Genomic DNA, 21,221 nt, shown 5'->3' on the forward strand with positions numbered 1-21,221 from the left:
CTACCCCCTGTCCAGGATGTTGTTGAGAAGGTTGTCGTCGGCGCAGTTGAAATCGTCGATGTCCCGCCAGTGATCGGCGATATAGTCCAGCCAGGTGTGCAGCCGTCTCTCCTCGAACAGCCCCGGCGAGATGTCCTCCCGGATGCGGATCCGGGAGTAGTCCTTGTGGAAGATCACGCAGTGGTGGTCGATGGAGTTGGCCGCGGTGACCACGTTGGGGATGTAGTCGTTGGAGGGCCGGTGGTCGTGGTGGTAGCCGATGGCGTGGACCACCTCGTGGGACATGCCCCACAGTCCCATGAGATAGGCCCCCATCTCGGCGTGGGAGGTGCCGAAGACTTCGCGTTCCATGCGGAAGACCGGGCCGCCCTTTTCGCGGACCGACTTGAGGACCTGGCCGTACCGCTCGGGGAAGTAGTTGATCAGGATGAGCTTGCCCACGTCGTGCAGCAGCCCGGCCATGCGGCAGTGAACGATGACGCTCTTGTCCGCCTTGTCGCACTCGGCGATGAGCCGGGCGATGCTGGCCACCCGGAAGCAATGCTCCCAGAGCATGTTCAGCTTGAGCCCGGACAGGGCGTGCTGGTCGTAGGAGGTGAACAGGTGCGTGGACAGGATCAGCGCCTTGATGGTCTCCAGCCCGAGCATGGTGATGGCCTTGTGCATGGAGTCGATGTGCGTGGGCAGGCCGAAGAAGGGCGAGTTGACCAGCTTGAGGATCTTGGCCATGAGCCCCACGTCCTGGGTGATGGAGTCCGCGATGCGGTCGATGGACGGCTCGGGCTTGGCCAACTCGTCGCGGATATCCTGGAACACCTTGGGGATGACCGGCAGGGCGTCGATCTCGGTGACCAGCTTGAGCATCTCCGGGTCGGTCAGGACCTCCTTGGACTGCAGGGCCCCCTCGATGCGGGCGACCAGGGCCTCCGCCGTGCACGGTTTGGAGATGTACTGGTGCACGGAGCGGATGGAGCGGATGACCTCGTTCAGGTCCACCTGCCCGGACAGGGCGATGCGGATGGTTCCGGGGTAGGCGTCCTTGACGCGGGTGAGCAGTTCGGCCCCGTCCATGCCCGGCATCTTGATGTCGGAGACGATGACGTCGAATCGGGCCTTTTCCAGGACCTCCAGGGCGGCCTGGCTGGAGTTGACCAGGACCATGTCCCAGTGGTCCCTCTTGTTCCGCAGCATTCGGCGCAGCGCGGCGAGAACGTTGGTCTCGTCGTCCACGAAGAGCAAGCGTATCTTCTTCATCGGGTGGCGTTCCTTGTTCCGGTGCGGAAAAGTATGTTTCCAATACACCGTACACGAAGACGCGGGCGTGGAGAATTATAAGATTCCCTTTTCTTCCGACGAATTCCGGCCCCTGCGCCGGTCCGGTTCCGGGATCAGCCCTGTTCGCTGGCGCGGACCTGCCTGGTGACCAGCTGGGCCAGGGCCAGGGAGGCCAGGGAGAGGCCCACGGCCACCAGGAAGACCAGCTTGTAGTCGGCCATCCAGATGAGGCCGCCGGTGACCGGCACGACCACGGCCGCGATGTGGTTGATGGTGAAGCCCACGGCCATGCCCGAGGCGATGTCCTGCGGGTCCGCTATCTTCTGGTAGAAGGTCTTGATGGCGATGGCGAAGTTGAAGACGATGTTGTCCAGGATGTAGAGGGACGCCGCCAGCAGTGGGCTCTCGGTCAGGGCGTAGCCCAGGAAGATGACGGCCAGGGCGGTGTATTCCACGGTCAGGACCGAGCGCTCGCCGAACCGGTTGATGGACCGTCCGATGATCGGGTTGGCGAAGTAGTTGATGACGTTGTTGCAGACGAACAGGATGGTCACCTGCTCGATGGTGTAGCCGAACTTGGTGACCAGCAGGAACACTGCGAAGACCGTGAATATCTGCCGCCGCGCGCCGCTTAAGAAGGTCAGGGCGTAGTAGAGCCAGTAGCGGGAGCGGAAGGTCATCTTCTTGACCTGGGGCGGCAGGTCGGCCCGCGACGGGTCGCGGGTCAGCCCCCATAGCCCGGCGGCCACGGCCACCCCGCCGAGCAGGGCGAACATCTCGGTGTAGCCCAGGACCTTGGCCAGGAAGTAGATGATCGCGCCCACACTGATGTTGGTCAGGGCGGTGATGGACCGCAGCCGGGCCATGACCACCGGGGCCTCGGTGCGGTCGAAATACTGCAGGGTCAGCGACTGGTTCATGGTCTCGTAGTAGTGGAAACCGAAGCTCATGAGCAGAGTGGTGAAGACCAGCCCGCCCAGGGAGGGCAGGGCCCCGGTCAGTCCCACGCCCAGGCCGAGCACGACCACGGACAGGGCGGCCAGGCGGTGCTCGGAGATGATCAGGATCATGTAGATGGCCAGCAGGGCCAGGAAGCCGGGCACCTCGCGCACGGACTGGACCACGCCCATGCCCAGGCCGTCCAGCCCGGCCACCTCCACGGCAAAGTTGTTGAGCAGGGTGCGCCACCCCTGGAAGGCTGCGCCGGTGCTGACGACCAGCACCAGCAGGAAGATGTACATTCGCCGTTTCTTGTCCGCGTCTGTCATGAGAATGATTCCTTGGTTGGGGGAGCAAGACAATAGGACTTGGACCCGGCAAAGATCAAGTGTAGAATCGGCCCATGCCCGATACCCCCATTCTCGTGTCCGCCTGCCTGGCGGGCATATTCTGCCGCTACAGCGGCGATGCCTATCCCTGTGAGCCCGTGGTGGACCTGGTCCGCAAAGGACTCGCCGTGCCGTTCTGTCCCGAGGTCTACGGCGGTCTGCCCACGCCCCGTCCCCCGTGCGAAATCCTGGGCGACAAGGTGGTCGACGCCGAAGGCGCGGACCGCACCGTCGAGTTCCGTCGCGGGGCCGAGGAGGGGCTCAGGCTGGCCAGGCTCATGGGCTGCCGCCAGGCCGTGCTCAAGACCCGCTCCCCGTCCTGCGGTTCGGGCGAGGTCTACGACGGAACCTTCACCTCCACGTGCGTGGCGGGCGACGGGTTGTTCGCCCGGCTGCTCAAGGAGCACGGCATCACCGTGCGCACCGAGGAGGACCTGGCCGGGTGAGCGGAGGGCTGCAATTCGCCGGGCTGCCCCTGGCCGTCAAGGCCAACCCGCGCGCCAAGCGGGTGCTGGTCAAACTGATCCCGGGCCGGGGCCTCGAGGTGGTCGTGCCCAAACGGTTCGACCCTTCGCTGGTGCCGTCCATCCTGGAGGAGAAGCGGACCTGGATCGAGCGCACCCGCGACCGCATGCTCGCCGCCGGGACCGACCTTTCGGGCGCTCTGCCCGAACTGCCCGAGGTCATCGAATACCGCGCCTGGGAGCGGACCGTGCGGGTGGACTACCTGGACCGGCCGGGCGCGGTCCGGCTGACGGAGAACGCCGCCCGGTGGCAGGTGTCCGGCCCCCTGGCCGACCGTGAACCGATCCTGGAAAAGCTGCGCGCCCTGACCGTGAGAAAGGCGCGCGAGGTGCTCCTGCCGTGGCTCGACCGGACCAGCCGCCGGACCGGCCTGCCATACTCGGCCCTGCGCGTGCGGCGGCAGAAGACCCGCTGGGGCAGTTGCTCGTCGCGCGGGACCGTCTCGCTGAACGCCAAGCTCCTGTTTCTGCCGCCCGACCTGGTGGACCACCTGCTTCTGCACGAGCTCTGCCACACCCGCCACATGAACCATTCCCCGGCCTACTGGGCCTGCGTGGCCGGGTTCGAGCCCGACTACCGGCGGCTGGAGAACGAAGTCAGCCGGGGCAATCGCTACGTGCCCGCCTGGTTTCGCTGAGTCCGCCGCTTCGGGTTGACGTCGCGGCACGGTCGCTGTAGGCTTCGGAACATGTCGAAGTCAAAGGCCGAAACACCGCCCGCCGCCCCCGAGGATGAACTGGAGCAGATGGCGCGCATGTTCAAGGCGCTGTCCAATCCGCACCGGCTGCGCATCTACCGCGAGCTGGCGTCCTGCGTCTGCAAGTCCGTGGCCAAGTCGCCCGAGGAGTTCCGCAACTGCCAGTGCGGGTTCGCCGAACGGTTCGGCCTGGCCCCGTCCACGGTGTCGCATCACTTCAAGGAACTGCGCGAGGCCGGACTCATCCACATGAAACGCGAAGCCAAGACCGTGCTTTTCTGGGTGGACCAGGAAGCCGCCGACAAGCTGCGCCATGTGTTGAATGGGTAGAGTTGGCAGCCCTTGTTGAAATCGGGAATTGAAGGCCGCTTCGCGGCGATGGTCGGGTGACTTCGCCTCCGGCGGGCAAAGGTTCGCACCTTTGCATCCCGGCTATACGCCTCGGCGCGGTGTCGGGTTTGTTGGGTTGAGAACGCCTTTTTTTTAGCCGGTGCCTTCGATAATTCGTGAAGTCTAGAATGATCAAACCCGTGCGGCCGGACCGCGCGGAACAAGGAGTTTGTATGAAACTGATGGCCTTCAACGGCAGTCCGCGGAAGAAGTGGAATACCGCGACCATGATCGAGCATGCACTGGAGGGCGCGCGCGAGGCCGGAGCCGAGGTGGAGCTGATCCATCTCTACGACCTCGATTTCAAGGGGTGTTCGAGCTGTTTCGCCTGCAAGCGGCTGGGCCGCAAGGAGATCGGCGTGTGTGCGCTCAAGGACGAGCTCAAGCCGGTGTTGGATCGGGTTCGTGAGGCGGACGCGCTGCTCGTGGGCAGCCCGGTGTATTACGGCACGGAATCGGCCTGTGCGCGGGCCTTCTTGGAGCGTGTGCAGTTCCCGTATCTCAACTACGCGGACTATACCAAGTCGCATTTCCCGAGAAAGATCGCGACTGGTCTGATCTACACCATGAATGTGCCGGAAAGCATGCTCGAGACCCTGGGCTACCCGGTCACCTTTGAACGGACCCGGGCCTTCCTCGCCCGCCATTTCGGAAGCTGCGAGCTTCTGTTGTCCACGAACACGAGCCAGTACAAGGATTTCGACAAGTATGAAACCGGCTTCGACAAGCAGGACAAGGCCCGCCATCACGCGGAGCAGTTCCCCAAGGACTGCCGGGCGGCCAGGAAACTCGGCGCACGCCTGGCCCGGGGATACCAGGCCTGATCAACACCCACCCCTAATCCTGTCCAAAAGATCGGGGCCGACACGCACCAGCATGTCGGCCCCGATCTTTTCTCCATGACGTCCTAGTCTCGGTAAAAAAAGCACGACAAAAGCCTGCACGCCCCCGCGAAGCGGCACCAGAAAGTTTAGGAAAAGGAGGGGATGGGGGTCCGGGGGAAGGGGAGGAAAGAACCCTTTTCAAAGGGTTTTTCCTCCCCTTCCCCCGGCCGCCGGAGGCCGCCTTTCAGCTAACTCTCGGCGTCTTCGAATTTGGTTTGGATGATGGCGGCGTCTTCGGGCCCGGCTTCGAGTTGCAGGGATTTGGACTGGCCGTGGCAGCGCACGCCCTCTGAGGTCAGGGTGATATATCCGGCGGACAGGGCGGTGGTGTATGGCATCTGTTCGCGCATCTCGTCGAAGTTGATGCGGCTGGGGAAGATGATGGGCACGGCGGCGCCGGAAAAGTCTTCGAACATGATGTATTTCATGGTTGGGCTCCTTGCGGTAGACAGTAGCCGTTGGCCGTCCGCAGATCAAGATGTTGCCTGAACCTGTCCGACAGGATACATCTACACCCCATGCGCGAATACAAAAAAATCGGCGTCTGGCAGACCGCGTTCCTGGGCGACGCGGTCCTGACCCTGCCTCTGCTCAGGGCGCTGAAGGACCGTTATCCGGACGCGGAGATCCACTTTTTCGTGCGCGCCGGGGTGCAGTCCGTGTTCGAGGGCCAGCCCGAGATCGCGCAGGTGCATCCTTTTGCCAAGCGCGGCACGCAGAAGTCCTTGAATGCGGCGGTGCGGCTGGGCTGGGACATCGGCCGCCAAGGGTTCGACCTGTGGATATCCACCCATACCAGCCTGCGCTCGGCCCTGGTGGCCGGGGCCACGGGCGTCAGACGGCGCATCGGCTACAACCGGCCGTGGTACAACCGGCTGGCCTACACCGAGACCGTGGACCGGCGTTTCGAGGAGCTGGCCGAGATCGAGCGGCTCATGGAATTGGTCCGGCCGCTGGGCATCACCGGCCCGGCCCCGCAGGCGCGGCTGGTCCTGCCTGAAAAGGCGGTGGGCGCGGCCGACCATTTCTGGGAGACCTTCGGGTTCGACCGGCCCGTGCTCGGCGTTCATCCCGGCTCCACCTGGCCGACCAAGTGCTGGCCCGTGGAATATTTCGGTGAGATCGTCAGCCGCGCCGTGAACGAGGGCGCGCACGTGCTCGTCTTTGCCGGGCCGGGCGAGGAGCAGGTGGCCGCGCAGGTTATCGACCTGGCCCGGACCGACCCGCATAGGGTGACCAACTTGGCCGGGCAGCTGTCGCTCCCGGAACTGGCCGCCTACCTGGGCAGGCTCGACGCCTACCTGACCAATGATTCGGGTCCCATGCACCTGGCCTGGACCCAGGACGTTCCCCTGGTCGCCCTGTTCGGCCCGACTGTGGAACGGCTCGGTTTCTTCCCGCGCGGGAACAACTCCACGGTCCTGGAAAACAACGGCCTGGACTGCCGCCCCTGCGGCCTGCACGGCCCGAGGAAATGCCCGAAAGACCACTTCAAGTGCATGCGCGACCTCACCCCGGACCGGGTCTGGAACGCGCTCAAGGTCAAGCTCGGCCTGGCCTGATCGAAGCCGACTGACCGGGACGGGGATGCCTCCGGCGGGCCCTCGCCGGGCGGGTGCCTCCGGCGGGCAGGGCGCTGCCCTGCACCCGCTTAAGGCCGAGGGCCTTAAGAATGCCGTTGCCGAGCTGCGCTCGGGGGCGGGGACGCCTTTCGCCGGGCTGGGTGGCGATTTCGGATGCAAAAAAAGGTGGGACGGCGTGCTTCTTCGTGAAAGGGAGCACGCCTTTTTGGGCGCCCGAAATCGCGTTTTTTTTAGGGGATACAACGAGCCAGCGCAACGTTGCTAACCGTATCTGCCGAAGGCACCCAAGAAGTTTAGGAAGGGAGAGGGGATGGGGGTCCGGGGGAAGGGGAGAGGGAAAGCCCTTTTCAAAGGGTTTCCCTCTCCCCTTCCCTCGGCCGCCGGAGGCGCCCAACGCATGAAAAAGGGCGGTTCCTTGCGGAGCCGCCCTTTTGTTATCGGGTGGGGGAATAGATCGGTATCAGCAGGTGCCTGCGCCCTGTCCGTTGGACTTGCAGCTCATGCGCGTGATGGCGCGTTTCAGGGCTGCCTGGTTGCGGGCTGCCTCGATCTTTTCCTTGGCGGCCTGGGCGCGCTGTTCGGCGCGTTCCTTGGCCTTCATGGCGCGTTCCACATCGATCTCCGTAGCCTTTTCGGCAACCTCGGCCAGGATGGTGACCTGGTTGTTGCTGACTTCGGCGAAGCCACCGGAGACGAAGACGTAGTACGCCTTGCCGTCTTGTTTGTAGTGAAGATTGCCGATCCCGAGAGCGGACAGGAAGGGCACGTGGTTCGGCAGTACGCCGAATTCGCCCATGATGCCGGGCGCGCCCACGTAATCCACGTCCTCGGAAAGAACCTTCCGGTCGGGAGTGACAATTTCAAGCTTCATAGTGGCCATGAGTTACCTCGCTTACTGCTTGGCTTTTTCGATGGCTTCCTCGATCGGGCCGCACATGTAGAAGGCCTGCTCGGGCAGGTCGTCGTACTTGCCGTCCAGGATGTCCCGGAACGCCTTAACGGTGTCCTCGGTCTTGACGTACACGCCGGCGACACCGGTGAAGACCTCGGCGACGTGGAACGGCTGGGACAGGAAGCGCTGCACGCGACGGGCGCGGGCGACGGTCAGCTTGTCCTCGTCGGACAGTTCGTCCATACCGAGAATGGCGATGATGTCCTGCAGATCCTTGTACTTCTGGAGCACGGACTGGACTTCACGCGCGGTGTTGTAGTGCTCCTGGCCCAGGACGTCCGGGGAGAGGATGCGGGAGGTGGAGTCCAGCGGGTCGACTGCGGGGTAGATGCCCAGTTCGGCGATCTGACGGGACAGAACCAGGGTACCGTCAAGGTGCGCGAAGGTGGTGGCCGGCGCGGGGTCGGTCAAGTCATCGGCGGGCACGTAAACGGCCTGGACCGAGGTGATGGAGCCCTTGTTGGTCGAGGTGATGCGTTCCTGCAACTTACCAAGGTCGGTGCCCAGGGTGGGCTGGTAACCAACCGCGGAAGGCATGCGGCCGAGCAGTGCGGAGACCTCCGCGCCTGCCTGGGTGAAGCGGAAGATGTTGTCAACGAAGAGCAGCACGTCCTGGCCTTCCTCGTCACGGAAGTATTCCGCACAGGTCAGGGCGGTCAGGGCGACGCGGGCGCGGGCTCCCGGAGGCTCGTTCATCTGACCGTAGACCAGGGCGGCTTTCTCCAGAACGCCGGCTTCCTTCATCTCGTGGTAGAGGTCGTTGCCCTCACGGGTACGCTCGCCAACGCCGGCGAACACGGAGATACCGCCGTGCTGCTTGGCGATGTTGTTGATCATCTCCATGAGAATAACGGTCTTGCCGACGCCGGCGCCGCCGAACAGGCCCATCTTGCCGCCCTTGGGGAACGGGATGAGCAGGTCAACGACCTTGATGCCGGTCTCGAGCAGTTCGACCTTGGTGGACTGCTCGGTGAAGGCAGGGGCTTCACGGTGAATGGGGAGACGCTTTTCGCAGGGAACCGGGCCCATTTCGTCAGCGGGTTCGCCGACGACGTTCATGATGCGGCCCAGAGAACCGGAGCCGACGGGAACGGTGATGGGAGATTCGGTGTCCACCGCTTCCATGCCGCGGACGAGACCTTCGGTGGCGTCCATGGCGATGGTCCGAACCACGTTGTTGCCCAGATGCTGAGCGACTTCGCAGACCAGGTTGGGTGCGTCTATGTTGTTGGGGTTTTTAATATCCAACGCAGACAGAATGTTGGGAAGATTCCCTTCGGCAAATTCGACGTCGACAACGGCGCCGATTACCTGAACGATTTTACCAGTATTAGCCATTTTTCATAGCCCCCTTTTATCCTTTCAGCGCTTCCACGCCGCCGACAATGTCCATAAGATCGCCAGTGATGGCGGCCTGTCTTGTCTTGTTGTAGAGCAAGGTCAGGCTGCCCGTCAGTTCGTCGCACGCCTTGGTGGCGTTATCCATGGCCGCCATGCGGGCCGCGTGCTCGGATGCCGAGGTATCCAGCAGGCCGCGGTAGACCTGGACCTTGATGAACCGAGGCAGAAGCTCGGCCAGCAGTCCCTCTACGGACGGTTCGTACAAGTAGTCTCCGGAGGATCCGGACTCGCCTTCGCCCGCGGCCTCTTCCTGGGCCGCCATGGGCAGGACCGTCAGATCGACGGGCGGCTGCTTGGCCATGCTCTGGAATTCGCCGAAGCACACGTGGACCTCGTCGAGGTCGCCCTCGACGTACCCGGCGATCAGCTCGTTGCCGACGCTGGCAGCCAGGGTGAAGTCGAAGCTGGTCATGGCGTCGGCCTCGGCGCGCACGATCTCGAAATCGAGCTTGCGGAAGGCGTCGCGCGCCTTTTTGCCGATGCACCAGACCTTGACCGTCTTGCCCTCGGCCGCTTTGGCCTGGGCCAGTCGCTTGGCCGTGTTGATGATATTGATATTGAACGCGCCGCACAGGCCGCGGTCGGAGGTGACAACCATGATACCCACGGTCTTCACTTCCTCACGGACCTCCAGCAGCGGATGTACCGATTCGTCGGCACCGGCCGCCAAGTCGCCGAGCATCTCGTAAAACTTGTTCGCATACGGACGGAAGCGTTCGATACGCTCCTGTGCGTTGCGCAGTTTTGCCGAGGCCACCATGTTCATGGCCTTGGTGATCTGCTTGGTTTTCTTGACGCCAGTGATCTGATTCTGGACGTCTCTTAACGAAGCCATTCAACTACCCCTTAGGTTAAGCGCTGAAGCCTTTCTTGAACTCTTCAATAGCGGCCTTGAGGTCGGCTTCGACGGCGTCGTCGATCTTCTCCTTCTCGGCGATGGCGTCGAGAACGGCGGACTTGGCGTTGCGCATGAACTCGAGGAATTCGGCCTCGAACTTGATGACGGCATCGACCGGCACGTCGTCAACGAAGCCGCGGGTACCGGCGTACAGCACGGCGACCTGCTCCTGAACGGTCAGGGGCTGGTACTGGGGCTGCTTGAGCAGCTCGACCATGCGGGCGCCGCGGTTGAGCTTGGCCTGGGTGGCCTTGTCCAGGTCGGAGCCGAAGGAGGCGAACGCCGCCAGCTCGCGGTACTGGGCGAGGTCGAGGCGCAGGGTACCGGCGACCTGCTTCATGGCCTTGATCTGGGCGGAACCGCCGACTCGGGAGACCGAGAGACCGACGTTGATGGCCGGGCGGACGCCGGACAGGAACAGGTTGGGCTCCAGGTAGATCTGGCCGTCGGTGATGGAGATAACGTTGGTCGGGATGAACGCCGACACGTCACCGGCCTGGGTTTCGATGACCGGCAGGGCGGTCAGGGAACCGGCGCCGAGGCCGTCGTTGACCTTGCAGGCGCGCTCCAGCAGGCGGGAGTGCAGGTAGAAGACGTCGCCCGGGTAGGCTTCACGTCCCGGGGGGCGGCGAAGCAGCAGGGACATTTCGCGGTAGGCGGTGGCCTGCTTGGAAAGGTCGTCGTAGCAGATCAGGGCGTGCTTGCCGTTGTCACGGTAGAACTCGGCCATGGTCGCGCCGGTGTAGGCGGCGATGAACTGCAGGGGCGCGGGCTCGGAAGCGGTGGCCGAAACGATGGTGGTGTATTCCATGGCGCCGTGCTGGCGGAGCACGTCGGCGACCAGGGCGACGGAGGCCTTCTTCTGGCCGATGGCCACGTAGAAGCAGTGCACGTCGGTGGTCTTCTGGGCCAGGATGGCGTCGACACAGACGGCGGTCTTGCCGGTCTGACGGTCGCCGATGACCAGTTCGCGCTGGCCGCGGCCGACCGGGGTCATGGCGTCGATGGCCTTGAGACCGGTGTAGCAGGGCTCGTGAACGGACTTACGGGCGATGATGCCGGGGGCCTTCATTTCGACCGGACGGGTCTCGGTGGACTCGATGGGTCCCAGGCCGTCGATGGGCTGGCCCAGGGGGTTGACCACGCGGCCCATGACGCCGTCGCCGACCGGGACCGAGTAGATCTGGCCGGTACGCTTGACCGGATCGCCTTCCTTAACGCCGGTGTCCGAGCCCAGCAGGGCGACACCCACGTTGTCCTCTTCCAGGTTGAGGACCATGCCCATCAGGCCGCCGGGAAATTCCAGCAGCTCCATGGCCATGACGTTCTCAACGCCGTGCACGCGAGCGATGCCGTCACCCACGTAGAGGACGGTACCGGTCTCGCTCATTTCAACACGAGATTCGTAATTCTGAATCTGGTCCTGAATGATTTTGCTGATTTCTTCTGCTTTGATCTGCATTGCCCTACTCACCCCTTTTAATATTTTCTTTCAAAATCTGCAGCTGAGCCTTGAGGCTGGCATCCATGACCTTGTCACCGACCTTGAGGACGATACCGCCGAGAATGGACTCGTCGGTGGAGAAGGACAGTTCCAGCTTCTTGCCGGCCTGTTTCTCCAGCTGGGCCTGGATTGCAGATTTTCTTTCCTCGTTGAGTTCGCTCACCGTGACGAGTTCACCGGTGACGACGCCGGATACGGCATCCATCATAGCCTTGTAGTCGGCGGCGATGGCGGGGAGCATCTCGACCCGGCCGCGGTCGGCCAGCAGGTCGCAGAAGTTCTTGACCATCGGTTCCACCGACATCTTCTCGACCAGCTGGGTCACCACCGCTTTCTTCTCCTCGGCGCTGAAGGCCGGGTTCTTGAAGAAGGCCATGGCCTCGGGAGCTCCCTCGAGGGAAGTCCTGATGGCGGCCAGCTGTTCGCCGTATTTCGCCTGTTCGGCCTCGCCCTTGGCGGCGCCGACGGCAAAGAGCGCCTTGGCGTAACGGCGGGAAACTACGTTACCGATCAATTGAGCACCACCTTTGTTAAATAGTCATCCACGAGCTTGTCGTGGTCCGCGGCGCTCAGCTTCTCGGCAACGATCTTCTCGGCGGCGGCCACGACCATTTCGGCCATTTCGGCGCGGATGGTCTCGACGGCGGCCTGCGCCTCGTTGGAAGCGGTGCGCTTGGCCTGTTCGGTCAGGGCCGCGGCATCATGCTTCGCCTTCTCGATGATGGCGGTCTTGATGGCTTCGCCCTGGGCCTTGGCGTCGTCCAGGATCTGCTGCTTTTCCTGCGCCATGTTGGCGATGCTCGTCTCGACTTCCTTGAGCTTCTTCTCGGCGTCCATCTGACGGGACTGCAGGTCGTCCAGATCCTGCTTGATGCCGTCGCGGCGTCCGACGAAGAAGTCCTTGATCTTGGAGCCGGCGGCCCAATAGATGACCGCGAGGAACAACACCAGGTTGATCAGCCGGAAGATGTACCGCTCCAGCTGATAGTCCGCCAGGAACCAACCCTCGAGATGGGGGCCGTGCTCACTGGCGAAGGCGACCGCGGAGATCGCCAGGGCGGTCAGCAGAACCGTAAAAAACAGGTACGTCCGTTTCAAAGTGGAAACCCTCCTCTTGTCTAAGCCTGGCCCAGGATCTTGCCTGTCGCCTTCTCAGCGTAGTCGTACACGTCCTTGGTCAGCTGCTCCATGGCAGCCTTGACCTCGGACTGGATCTCGGCGCGGTTGGCCTTGATCAGGCTCGAGGCTTCCTTGCCGGCTTCGGCCAGCATGGCCTGTTCCTGGGCCACGCCTTCATCCTTGGCGGCGTTGCGGATCTCTCCGGCTTCCTTGCGCGCCTGGGTCAACTGGGCCTCGTAGTCGGCCACTTTTTTCGCGGCGCTGGAGTTGAAGCCCTCGATCTTCTCCAGTTGGTCGGACATCAACCCCTTGCGCTTCTTGATGATTTCGCGGATCGGACGGATCAGCACGAGATTCAGCAAGAAGATCATGACAATGAAGTTCAGACCTTGGATAAAAATTGTTTTGTCAGGTACTACCATACCATATGCCCCCGATGAGGTTGTGAATTTTGGCGCAAAGTCACTGCGAATTACCCAATTTCGCGGGTTGTGTCAAAGGCTTTTTGCCTTTGAACCCATACGAATTCGAGGTTTTTAAATCGGTCTATGACGGATCGGAATTCTTTTGCGGCTTTGCGCTCGCGGCGGTGTCCAGGCTGCCCATGACGAGTTGGCCCTCGAGCACCGCGCCTTCCTCGACGACCAGGACCGGAGTCCTGATGTTGCCCTGCAGATTCGCGGTCTTATGCAGGACTACCTTGTTCTTTGCCTCCACCTCGCCCTTGATCCTGCCGGAGAGCACCAGCTGGCCGACCTTGACCTGGCCGTCCACCACGGCGTCCTGACCGATGACCAGCGTTCCTTCGGAAACCACCTCTCCCTCGAAGTTGCCGTCGATGCGCACCGCGCCCTGGAAATGCAACTTGCCGTGATAGTTGGTTCCCGCCCCCAAAAACGCATTGATCTCATCTCTGGCCATGAAAACCCGCTCCTGCGAAATCCTGGTTGTGAAAAAAGGGGCTAGTTGCGTGCCGCCTATGCCTGTTTGAACAGGAATCGGCGCATGGACACGTTGAGCACAAGCCCGACTAGGCAAAAATTCACCAGGGTGGCGCTGCCCCCGTAACTGATGAACGGAAGGGGTATGCCGACCACTGGCATTAGCCCGAGGACCATACCTGTATTAATCAGGATTTGCCAGAAAAAATAGAAGAACACGCCGGCCGCGAGGTAGGATCCGAACAGCCCCCGGGCGTCCCGGGCGATGACCACCATTTGGTAAAGGAATACGCAGAATAAGGTCAAAAGGACCATGGTCCCGACAAAACCCCACTCCTCGCCGAAAACGGCCACCGCGAAGTCGGTGTGGCGCTCGGGCAGGAAGCGCAGCTGGGACTGGGTCCCCTCCAGGAAACCCTTGCCCCAGAACCCGCCGGAGCCGATGGCGATTTCCGACTGGATGATGTGGTAGCCCGCGCCCAGCGGGTCGGTGGTCGGGTCCAGGAAGGTCATGATCCGCTGCTTCTGGTAGTCGTGGAGAAAGAACCAGGACAGGGGCAGCAGGCAGGGGATGGCCACCAGGCAGGTCTTGAAGACCTTGGCGGTCACGCCCCGAAAGAGGATCATGCCGCCCAGGATCATCAGTATGGACAACCCCGAGCCCAGGTCCGGCTGCTTGATGATCAGCCCGGCCAGGACCAGGCCCACGCCGAGCACGTAGGCCAGGCGGGTGAAGTTCAGCGGTTCGCGCTCCCTGGACAGTATTCGGGCCCCGACGATGAGGGTGGCGATCTTGGCCAGCTCCGAGGGCTGGAAGTTCATGAACCCGAGGTCGAGCCAGCGGCGCGCGCCGTAGATGGTCTTTCCCGCGAAGAACACGGCCACCAGCAGGGCCACCGTGGTCCAGAACAGGGGCCAGGCCAGGGTCTTGAGGTGGCGGTAGTCGAAGAACATGAAGACGAGCATGCCGAACAGCCCCATGCCCCCCCAGAGCAACTGGCGGTGGTAGAAGGGGGCCATGTTCATGCCCTCCTCCAGGCGGGTGCCGCTGGCCGAGTAGAGGTTGAGCACGCCGATGAGGAAGAGGATCACGGCAAGGCCGAAGAGCGGCCAGTTTATATACAAGAGCAGCCTGCGATCAATTGGCATGGCGCTTCTCCTTGTGCTTGAGGGACAGGGCGCGCACGGCCCGGGCCTTGGCCTTCCGCTCCTCGGGGTTGGGCGTGACCTTGTCCAGGAAGAGATAGTCGATGACCGCCTTGATAATGGGCCCGGCCCCGGAGCCGCCGTGCAGGCCGTGCTCCACCAGGCAGGCGATGGCGAAGCGGCGGCCGTCCTTTTCGGCGATGGCCGCCATCCAGGCGTGGTCGCGGAATCTGTAGGGTATCTGGTCGTCCTTGAGCGCCTTGAGCTCGTCGGTCAGCCGGACCACCTGGGCCGTGCCGGTCTTGCCGCCGACCACCACGCCCTTGGTGCGGATGCGGCGGCAGGTGCCGTGGGGGTCGTCCACGGTGTCCACCAGGGCCTGGCGGAGCAGCCCGATCTGGTCGGGGCGCAGTGGGATGTCGGCCTGGACCACGGTCTTCTCGTCCTTGAGCAGCAGGGGCTTGAGCAGCTTGCCGCCGTTGGCGATGCCCGCAAAGAAGCGGACCACCTGCAGCGGCGTGACCAGGGTGAACCCCTGACCGATGGACATGTTCAGGTTGTCGCCGCCCTGCCAGGACTCGCCGAACCGCTTGAGCTTCCACTCGCGGGTGGGGATGTTGCCCGCCTTCTCGTGGGGCAGCCGGATGCCGGTCCTCTCGCCGAAGCCCACGGCCTTGGCGAATTCGCTCATGCGGTCCACGGTCAGCTTTTTGCCGAGCTTGTAGAAATAGACGTCGCAGGATTCCACCAGGGCGCGGTTCATGTCCACCTTGCCGTGGCCCCCGGCCCGCCAGCAGCGGAACACGCGGCGGCCGAGCTTGACGAACCCGGGGCAGAACACCGTCTCCCTGGGGTCGACCATGCCGTAGTGCAGTCCGGCCCCGGCGACCACGTGTTTGAAGAGCGAGCCCGGCGGGTAGACCGACTGGATGACCCGGTTCTGCATGGGATGCAGGGGGTTGTCGCGCAGCTTGGCCCACTGCTTGGAGGACAGGCCCGAGGAAAAGTCGTTGGAGTCGTAGGACGGGGCTGTGGCCAGGGCCCAGAGCTGGCCGGTGTCCGCGTCCATGACGGCCACGCCGCCCGCCTCCTCGGCGAGCCAGTCCATGCACAGCTTCTGCAATCCGAGGTCGATGGACAGGGATATCTCGTGCCCGGCCTGTGGGTGCTTGAGAATGCGCTCCTTGAGCCGTCTGCCGTTGACGTCCACCTGGTACTGGGTCAGCCCCTTGCTGCCGCGCATGCGGTCCTCGAGCATGAGCTCGATGCCCTGTTTGCCCACGTAGTCGCCGAGCGCCAGATTGGGCCGCTTGGACAGGTCTTCCTCGTCCGCCTCGGCCACGTAGCCGAGCACGTGGGCGAGCAGGGTGCCGTAGCGATACAGCCTGCGCGGCCGGAACTGGATCTCCAGGCCGGGCCAGCGCAGCTTGTTGGTCTCCACCAGGGCCAGCTGGGCAAAGGTCAGGTCCGGGACGATGATCAGCGGCTCGAACGGTTTCACCCGCTTGCGGTTCTTGTTGTACAGGGTCTTGAGCTCGAAGTAGTCCTTGCCGGTCCAGACCGCGATCTGGTGGACCAGCCGGTCCACGTCCGGGCAGTCCTCGCGGATGATCCCGAGCGCGTAGGCGGGCTCGTTCACGGCCAGGAGGTCGCCGTTGCGGTCGCGGATGAGCCCGCGCGGCGAGGGGATGGACTCCTGGCGCAGCTGGTTTTCCAGGGCCTGGGCCTGGTACGCCTCGCTGCGGTGGATCTGGAGATACCACAACCGGATGGCGAACAGGCAGAAGAGCCCCAGGATGAGCGCCTGGAGCAGGATCAGGCCCGAGCGCGGGGCCTGCTGTTCGGATTCGTTATAGAGGTCTGACATCGTGTCGCAGCCTCGCGGGGAAGAAACGGTCCACCAGGAACCAGACGATCGGGAAGGCGGCCGCCTGGATCGCGCCCTGGATCAGGACGGGCCGCATGGGCACGGACAGGTTGGCCAGGGAGGACAGCCCGAAGATCAGGGCCGGATGGAGCAACCCCAGCCACAGGCCGAGCAGGACCATGAACAGGTAGGAGCGTGCCTCGAAGAGCCAGCGCCCGGCGAAAAACGCGACGGCCAGCAGCCCGTACCAGGCCAGGCCGTAGCCGAAGGGCAGGTTGCCCGCGCCCTCGATGAGCAGGATCCAGATCACGGTCAGCACGGCGGAGCGCTGCCCGCTCTCCTCCTGGAGGGAGACGATAAGGGCCGGGGCGAAGACGTCGACGCCCGGCACGGTCCGCTGGGCCCAGATGCCGAGGACGGTGTAGACGCCCCACCAGAGCACGGCCAGGGCGCTATTGGTCGGCAGCACCGGTCGTGTCCTCCTTTCCGGCTTCGGACCCGGAATCGGGCGCGGCCGCGTCGCCGGTCCCGGCCTCCACGGCGGCCTCGGGCGCGCGGCTGAGGAGCAGGACCTCTTCGAGCCCGGCCACGTCCACCAGGGGCTCGGCCTGGACCGTCAGGAACAGGGAGATGTCGGACCGCCTGATCTTGGTCACCTTGGCCACGGGCAGTCCCTTGGGATAGATGCCGGACAGGCCGGAAGAGAGCAGCAGTTCGCCGGGGTCCACGTCCGCGTTCTGGTTGACGTAGCGCAGCTGCAGCGGCTCGCCGTATCCCTGGCCCGAGAGCATGCCGGGCGAGCGGTTGTGCGCGCCCATGACCGCGATGCGGGAGTTGGGGTCGGTCAGGAGCAGGACCGTGGAGGTGGCCGCGCCCGAGCGCAGGATGCGCCCGACCAGCCCCTGGAGGGAGACCACGGGCATGTCGTCGGTCACGCCGGACGCCTTGCCCTTGTCCACGACCACGGTGTCCAGCGCGCCCACCGGGCCCATGCGCTGGCCGATGACCCGGGCCCCGGAAAAGGTCCACTTCTCGGGCGGGCGGAAATCGAGCAGGGATTCCAGGCGCGCGGCGGATCGGGCCTGCGCGCCCATGAGCATGTTGGTCCGCCGCAGCTCGGCGGCCTCGGCCCGCAACGCGTCGTTGTCCTGCTTCAGCCCAACCAGGTAGATGTAGCGGTGCCAGAAGTCGGAGACCTGCTCCGCCACCCAGATGCCGGGCTTGAGCACGATGCCGGAGATGTCCAGCCCGGTGTGGGACGACAGGGCGTCCAGGTGTCCGGTGCGCAGATTCCAGGTAAACAGGGACAGATACACGAAAAGACAGGCCACGATGAGGATGGAGATTTTCTTGAGTCCTCTCATGCGCCCTTCCCTGCAGACTTATGAAAGCGCACAATTGCGGCTTCGGGCAATCGTGCGCTTTCGGATAAACGGTGTATGGCCATATCGTCCGGTTAGTCGGTGGTGATGTCCTTGTACAGGTCGATATTGTCGAGCGCCTTGCCCGAGCCGAGCACGACCGCGGTGAGCGGGTCCTCCACCACCGTGATGGGCAGCTGGGTCTCGTGCTGCAGCAGCTGGTCGAGCCCCTTGAGCAGCGCGCCGCCGCCGGTCAGGACGATGCCGCGGTCCACGATGTCCGCCGCCAGTTCGGGCGGGGTCTGCTCCAGCGCGATGCGCACGCCCTGGACGATGCCCTCCACCTGCTCGGAGATGGCCTCGCGGACCTCCTCGGCGGTGATGGGGCGGTTCTGCGGAATGCCGGTGACCAGGTCGCGGCCCTTGACCTCCATGATCGGCTCCTCGTCACCGAGGGGATAGGCGGACCCGATGTGGATCTTGATCTGCTCGGCCGTGGATTCACCGATGAGCATGTTGTACTTGCGTTTGACGTGCTGCATGATCGCCTCGTCCATCTTGTCGCCGCCGATGCGCACGCTTCGGGCGTAGACGATGCCGGACAGGGAGATGACGGCGATCTCGGTGGTGCCGCCGCCGATGTCCACGATCATGTTCGAGGTCGGTTCGGTGATCGGCAGGTTCGCGCCGATGGCCGCGGCCATGGGCTCCTCGATCAGGTAGACCTCGCGGGCGCCGGCGGATTGCGCCGATTCCTTGACCGCCCGCTTCTCCACCTGGGTGATGCCCGTGGGCACGCAGATCATGATCCGGGGCCGGACCAGCCTGCGCGAGTTGTGGACCTTGGAAATGAAGTGGCGGAGCATGGCCTCGGTGACCTCGAAGTCGGCGATGACGCCGTCCTTCATGGGTCGGATGGCCACGATGTTGCCGGGCGTGCGGCCGAGCATCTTCTTGGCCTCGGCGCCCACCGCAAGGACGGTCTTGCCGCCCCGCGAATCCTTTTTGACCGCCACCACCGACGGCTCCGAGAGCATGACGCCCTTGCCCTTTACGTAGACCAGGGTGTTGGCCGTGCCCAGGTCGATGGCCAGGTCGTTTGAAAAGGAGCCGATGATTCTGTTGAGTAGGTTACCCATGTACCCCCCGTTCGAAATTCGAAACTGTGTCAGAAACCTATGCGTGAAACGCGCTTTCCAATGGACGGGAAGTGCGCTAGCGTACAATATGAACTGCAGATTCGTACCAAATGAAATCGGGTCTAGCAACAGGCCAGCACTGGTTTGCCATTTTTTTCTCGAGTTTTTCTAAAAAAAATCATGGTTCGCATCCATCGCCTGTCCGCCCATCTCCGCCAAAGGTTCGGCGAACGGGTCCAGAAGATCCCCCTGGACGCCGGTTTTTCCTGCCCCAACCGGGACGGGACCCTGTCGCGCGAGGGGTGCGTGTTCTGCAACCCGCAGGGCTCGGGGTCGGGCATGCTCGACCGGGGACTATCCATACGGGAACAATGGGGTTTCTGGCGTGACATTCACGTGAAGAAACACGGCCTGTCCCGGTTCACCGCCTATCTCCAATCCTATTCCAACACCCACGGCCCGGCCGCGAAGCTGGCCGCCGCCCTGGACGGGCTGGCCGGTCTGCCCGGCCTGACCTGCCTGGCGCTCGGCACCCGGCCCGACTGCCTGGACGAGGAAAAGCTCGATCTGCTCGCGGCGAGCAAGGAGCGGCTCGGCCTGGCCGAGGTCTATCTGGAGCTCGGTCTGCAATCGGCCTGCGACATCACGCTGCGACACATCAACCGGGGCCACGACGCCGCCGCGTTCGCCAAGGCCGTGCGGGCCGCCGCCGGACGCGGCCTGACCGTGGTCGCCCACGTCATGGCCGGGCTGCCCGCGCCGGGCGGCCGCGAGGGGCTTGCCGAGCTGCTCGACACCGTGGCCTATGTGGACGCGCTCCCGGTGGGCGGCATCAAGTTCCACAACGTCTTCGTCTGCCGGGGCACGCGCCTGGCCCGCTGGTTCGAGGAGGGGCGCTACGTCCCGCCCACCCAGGAGGAGTACCTGCACTGGCTGGGCGAGGCGGTCATGCGCCTTGACCCGCACACGGTCATCCACCGGCTCAACGGCAACCCGGCCCAGGGCGAGCTGGTGGCCCCGGCCTGGTCGGGCAACCTGCGTCGGGTGCACAACGCGGTCCGCGACCATTTCGAGAAACACGACATCTGGCAGGGCAAAATGAACGGCGCGGAAAATGGCCCGCCCGAGTGGTTCGGCACGGACGCCGGGGAGGTGCGATGACCCGGACGTACAGCGAATGGGTGCGCGGAGGCCGATTCGGCCTGTGCCTGGATTGGCAAGACGGGCTGGTCCGCCGTATCGAGGTGGCCTGGGCCGAAGACGTGCGCGAGGCCGAATCCCTGTCCGCAGCCGCCGAGGAGCTCAAGGCGGCCCTGTTGCGCTACGAGGCCCGGCAGGACCCGGTCTGGCCGGATCTGCCGTTCGATTTCTCGGGCATGAGCGAATTTCAAAAGGCCGCCATCGAGGAGCTGCGCCGCATCCCGCCGGGGACCACCCGGACCTACGGCCAGATGGCCGCCATCCTCGGCCGCCCCAAAGGCGCGCAGGCCGTGGGCCGGGCCATGGGCGCGAACCCGTTCCCCATCCTCTACCCCTGCCACCGCGTGGTCGGCTCAGGCGGCGCCATGACCGGCTTCTCCGCCACGGGCGGCATCGCCATGAAGAAGGCCCTGCTCCGCCTGGAAGGCGCGGAACAGGGCTTGTTGCCGGGTTTGGGCTGACCGGCCAGGAGATTGTCATGAAGTACGATTATTCCCCGTTGCAGCAGGATGGTGATTGTCCATTCTGCGCTACCGAGGTCCCCGCCGGGGCCAGTGTCTGCACGGGCTGCGGAGCCGTTTACGTGACCAAGAGCCGGGTGAAGGGCATGGCCGGCGCTTTTTTTGTGGGAGGCCTGGTTATCGGACAGGACTTGCCCTTTGGCCCCATGCTCCTTTTCGCTCTGGTCCTGGGCGGCGTGGGTGCCTGGGGCGTCAACTGGTCGGACGCGCGCAGGCCCTTCTGGCTCAGGGTCGAGCCCTAGTCCACGTATTCGAAGCCGATCTGGTCGATGGCCTCTTTTATGGCCTTCTTGTCGATGGGCGCGGGCTCCTCGTATTTCACGTCGCCGGTCAGGAGATCGACGGACACGTCCTTGGCTCCCAGTTTTTCCATGGTTTCGGTCACGGATTTCACGCAGTGCTGGCAGGACATCCCTTTTACTTTGATGACGGACATGCTGTGTCTCCTTGGTTTCGGTTGTGTCCGGGGCGTTGCTGGCCGGGCTTGGGT

General features: G+C 63.9%; 25 protein-coding genes. 8 read left to right on the forward strand and 17 right to left on the reverse strand.

What is annotated here, in order from left to right; all coding sequences use genetic code 11:
- Together ACR42D_RS01420 and ACR42D_RS01425 are read right to left on the reverse strand one after the other, a co-directional pair.
- Complete coding sequence (locus tag ACR42D_RS01420) at window positions 1-1,254, reverse strand: response regulator (RefSeq protein WP_484565092.1); 1,254 nt, start codon at window positions 1,252-1,254, stop codon at window positions 1-3.
- 134 nt (window positions 1,255-1,388) lie between these two features.
- Window positions 1,389-2,543, reverse strand: a complete 1,155-nt coding sequence (locus ACR42D_RS01425; protein ID WP_484565093.1) for an MFS transporter — start codon at window positions 2,541-2,543, stop codon at window positions 1,389-1,391.
- 74 nt (window positions 2,544-2,617) lie between these two features.
- Here ACR42D_RS01425 and ACR42D_RS01430 point away from each other — a divergent pair, with 74 nt between their 5' ends.
- The 4 genes from ACR42D_RS01430 (at window position 2,618) to ACR42D_RS01445 (ending at window position 5,039) form a co-directional block, all read left to right on the forward strand.
- Window positions 2,618-3,049, forward strand: a complete 432-nt coding sequence (locus ACR42D_RS01430) for a 2-thiouracil desulfurase family protein (protein WP_484565094.1) — start codon at window positions 2,618-2,620, stop codon at window positions 3,047-3,049.
- Window positions 3,046-3,765: a M48 family metallopeptidase gene (locus ACR42D_RS01435; RefSeq protein WP_484565095.1), complete on the forward strand. Its 720-nt coding sequence runs from the start codon at window positions 3,046-3,048 to the stop codon at window positions 3,763-3,765. Before ACR42D_RS01430 ends, ACR42D_RS01435 begins: the two co-directional genes overlap by 4 nt.
- A 51-nt stretch (window positions 3,766-3,816) precedes the next feature.
- The gene (locus ACR42D_RS01440) at window positions 3,817-4,155 is read left to right on the forward strand and encodes an ArsR/SmtB family transcription factor (RefSeq protein ID WP_484565096.1); all 339 of its coding nucleotides are present in this window, start codon (window positions 3,817-3,819) and stop codon (window positions 4,153-4,155) included.
- Window positions 4,156-4,388: 233 nt separating this feature from the next.
- The gene (locus ACR42D_RS01445; RefSeq protein ID WP_484565097.1) at window positions 4,389-5,039 is read left to right on the forward strand and encodes a flavodoxin family protein; all 651 of its coding nucleotides are present in this window, start codon (window positions 4,389-4,391) and stop codon (window positions 5,037-5,039) included.
- Between the two features lie 248 nt (window positions 5,040-5,287).
- Here the strand turns inward: ACR42D_RS01445 and ACR42D_RS01450 are convergent, their stop codons facing one another.
- A complete protein-coding gene (locus ACR42D_RS01450) occupies window positions 5,288-5,527 on the reverse strand; it encodes a hypothetical protein (protein ID WP_371387565.1) in 240 nt (79 codons plus the stop codon).
- Between the two features lie 90 nt (window positions 5,528-5,617).
- Between ACR42D_RS01450 and waaF the strand changes: the two genes are divergently transcribed.
- Window positions 5,618-6,661: a lipopolysaccharide heptosyltransferase II gene (gene waaF, locus ACR42D_RS01455; protein WP_484565098.1), complete on the forward strand. Its 1,044-nt coding sequence runs from the start codon at window positions 5,618-5,620 to the stop codon at window positions 6,659-6,661.
- Between the two features lie 481 nt (window positions 6,662-7,142).
- On the opposite strand, the gene ACR42D_RS01460 is transcribed toward waaF, so the two are convergent.
- The 13 genes from ACR42D_RS01460 to ACR42D_RS01520 all read right to left on the reverse strand — a co-directional run bounded on the left by ACR42D_RS01460 (window position 7,143) and on the right by ACR42D_RS01520 (window position 19,010).
- Window positions 7,143-7,562 (reverse strand): F0F1 ATP synthase subunit epsilon, encoded by a 420-nt coding sequence (locus ACR42D_RS01460; RefSeq protein ID WP_484565099.1) that lies wholly within the window; start codon window positions 7,560-7,562, stop codon window positions 7,143-7,145.
- Window positions 7,563-7,574: 12 nt separating this feature from the next.
- Window positions 7,575-8,972 carry a F0F1 ATP synthase subunit beta gene (atpD, locus tag ACR42D_RS01465; RefSeq protein WP_484565100.1) on the reverse strand — a complete coding sequence of 466 codons (1,398 nt, stop codon included), beginning with the start codon at window positions 8,970-8,972 and terminating at the stop codon, window positions 7,575-7,577.
- 16 nt (window positions 8,973-8,988) lie between these two features.
- Window positions 8,989-9,870 carry a F0F1 ATP synthase subunit gamma gene (locus tag ACR42D_RS01470; protein ID WP_484565101.1) on the reverse strand — a complete coding sequence of 294 codons (882 nt, stop codon included), beginning with the start codon at window positions 9,868-9,870 and terminating at the stop codon, window positions 8,989-8,991.
- A 16-nt stretch (window positions 9,871-9,886) separates the two neighbouring features.
- A complete protein-coding gene (gene atpA, locus ACR42D_RS01475) occupies window positions 9,887-11,395 on the reverse strand; it encodes a F0F1 ATP synthase subunit alpha (protein ID WP_484565102.1) in 1,509 nt (502 codons plus the stop codon).
- 4 nt (window positions 11,396-11,399) lie between these two features.
- Entirely contained in the window at window positions 11,400-11,951 is a 552-nt protein-coding gene (atpH, locus tag ACR42D_RS01480; RefSeq protein WP_484565103.1) for an ATP synthase F1 subunit delta, read from the reverse strand.
- Window positions 11,948-12,535: a F0F1 ATP synthase subunit B family protein gene (locus ACR42D_RS01485; protein WP_484565104.1), complete on the reverse strand. Its 588-nt coding sequence runs from the start codon at window positions 12,533-12,535 to the stop codon at window positions 11,948-11,950. Before ACR42D_RS01485 ends, atpH begins: the two co-directional genes overlap by 4 nt.
- A gap of 20 nt (window positions 12,536-12,555) precedes the next feature.
- Complete coding sequence (locus tag ACR42D_RS01490) at window positions 12,556-12,978, reverse strand: ATP synthase F0 subunit B (protein ID WP_484565105.1); 423 nt, start codon at window positions 12,976-12,978, stop codon at window positions 12,556-12,558.
- A 124-nt stretch (window positions 12,979-13,102) separates the two neighbouring features.
- The gene (locus ACR42D_RS01495; protein WP_484565106.1) at window positions 13,103-13,477 is read right to left on the reverse strand and encodes a bactofilin family protein; all 375 of its coding nucleotides are present in this window, start codon (window positions 13,475-13,477) and stop codon (window positions 13,103-13,105) included.
- A 56-nt stretch (window positions 13,478-13,533) separates the two neighbouring features.
- Window positions 13,534-14,646 (reverse strand): rod shape-determining protein RodA, encoded by a 1,113-nt coding sequence (gene rodA, locus ACR42D_RS01500; protein ID WP_484565107.1) that lies wholly within the window; start codon window positions 14,644-14,646, stop codon window positions 13,534-13,536.
- Window positions 14,636-16,510, reverse strand: a complete 1,875-nt coding sequence (gene mrdA, locus ACR42D_RS01505) for a penicillin-binding protein 2 (RefSeq protein ID WP_484565108.1) — start codon at window positions 16,508-16,510, stop codon at window positions 14,636-14,638. The genes rodA and mrdA overlap by 11 nt, the downstream gene beginning before the upstream one ends.
- Window positions 16,494-16,979, reverse strand: coding sequence for a hypothetical protein (locus ACR42D_RS01510; RefSeq protein ID WP_484565109.1), 486 nt, complete (start codon window positions 16,977-16,979; stop codon window positions 16,494-16,496). Before ACR42D_RS01510 ends, mrdA begins: the two co-directional genes overlap by 17 nt.
- The gene (gene mreC, locus ACR42D_RS01515) at window positions 16,963-17,874 is read right to left on the reverse strand and encodes a rod shape-determining protein MreC (protein WP_484565110.1); all 912 of its coding nucleotides are present in this window, start codon (window positions 17,872-17,874) and stop codon (window positions 16,963-16,965) included. Before mreC ends, ACR42D_RS01510 begins: the two co-directional genes overlap by 17 nt.
- Window positions 17,875-17,966: 92 nt before the next feature.
- Window positions 17,967-19,010, reverse strand: coding sequence for a rod shape-determining protein (locus tag ACR42D_RS01520; protein WP_066799352.1), 1,044 nt, complete (start codon window positions 19,008-19,010; stop codon window positions 17,967-17,969).
- Between the two features lie 180 nt (window positions 19,011-19,190).
- Here ACR42D_RS01520 and mnmL point away from each other — a divergent pair, with 180 nt between their 5' ends.
- Genes mnmL through ACR42D_RS01535 form a run of 3 tightly spaced genes read left to right on the forward strand, consistent with a single transcriptional unit; the run spans window position 19,191 to window position 20,973 of the window.
- The gene (gene mnmL / locus ACR42D_RS01525; RefSeq protein WP_484565111.1) at window positions 19,191-20,171 is read left to right on the forward strand and encodes a tRNA modification radical SAM protein MnmL/YtqA; all 981 of its coding nucleotides are present in this window, start codon (window positions 19,191-19,193) and stop codon (window positions 20,169-20,171) included.
- Window positions 20,168-20,671 (forward strand): methylated-DNA--[protein]-cysteine S-methyltransferase, encoded by a 504-nt coding sequence (locus ACR42D_RS01530; RefSeq protein ID WP_484565112.1) that lies wholly within the window; start codon window positions 20,168-20,170, stop codon window positions 20,669-20,671. The genes mnmL and ACR42D_RS01530 overlap by 4 nt, the downstream gene beginning before the upstream one ends.
- A 17-nt stretch (window positions 20,672-20,688) precedes the next feature.
- Window positions 20,689-20,973 carry a hypothetical protein gene (locus ACR42D_RS01535; RefSeq protein WP_484565113.1) on the forward strand — a complete coding sequence of 95 codons (285 nt, stop codon included), beginning with the start codon at window positions 20,689-20,691 and terminating at the stop codon, window positions 20,971-20,973.
- Here the strand turns inward: ACR42D_RS01535 and ACR42D_RS01540 are convergent.
- The gene (locus tag ACR42D_RS01540; protein WP_319582411.1) at window positions 20,970-21,167 is read right to left on the reverse strand and encodes a heavy-metal-associated domain-containing protein; all 198 of its coding nucleotides are present in this window, start codon (window positions 21,165-21,167) and stop codon (window positions 20,970-20,972) included. The genes ACR42D_RS01535 and ACR42D_RS01540 overlap by 4 nt on opposite strands.
- Between the last annotated feature and the right edge of the window lie 54 nt (window positions 21,168-21,221).

This window comes from Pseudodesulfovibrio sp. lm2024 (assembly GCF_051175575.1).
Lineage (GTDB): Bacteria > Desulfobacterota > Desulfovibrionia > Desulfovibrionales > Desulfovibrionaceae > Pseudodesulfovibrio > Pseudodesulfovibrio caledoniensis.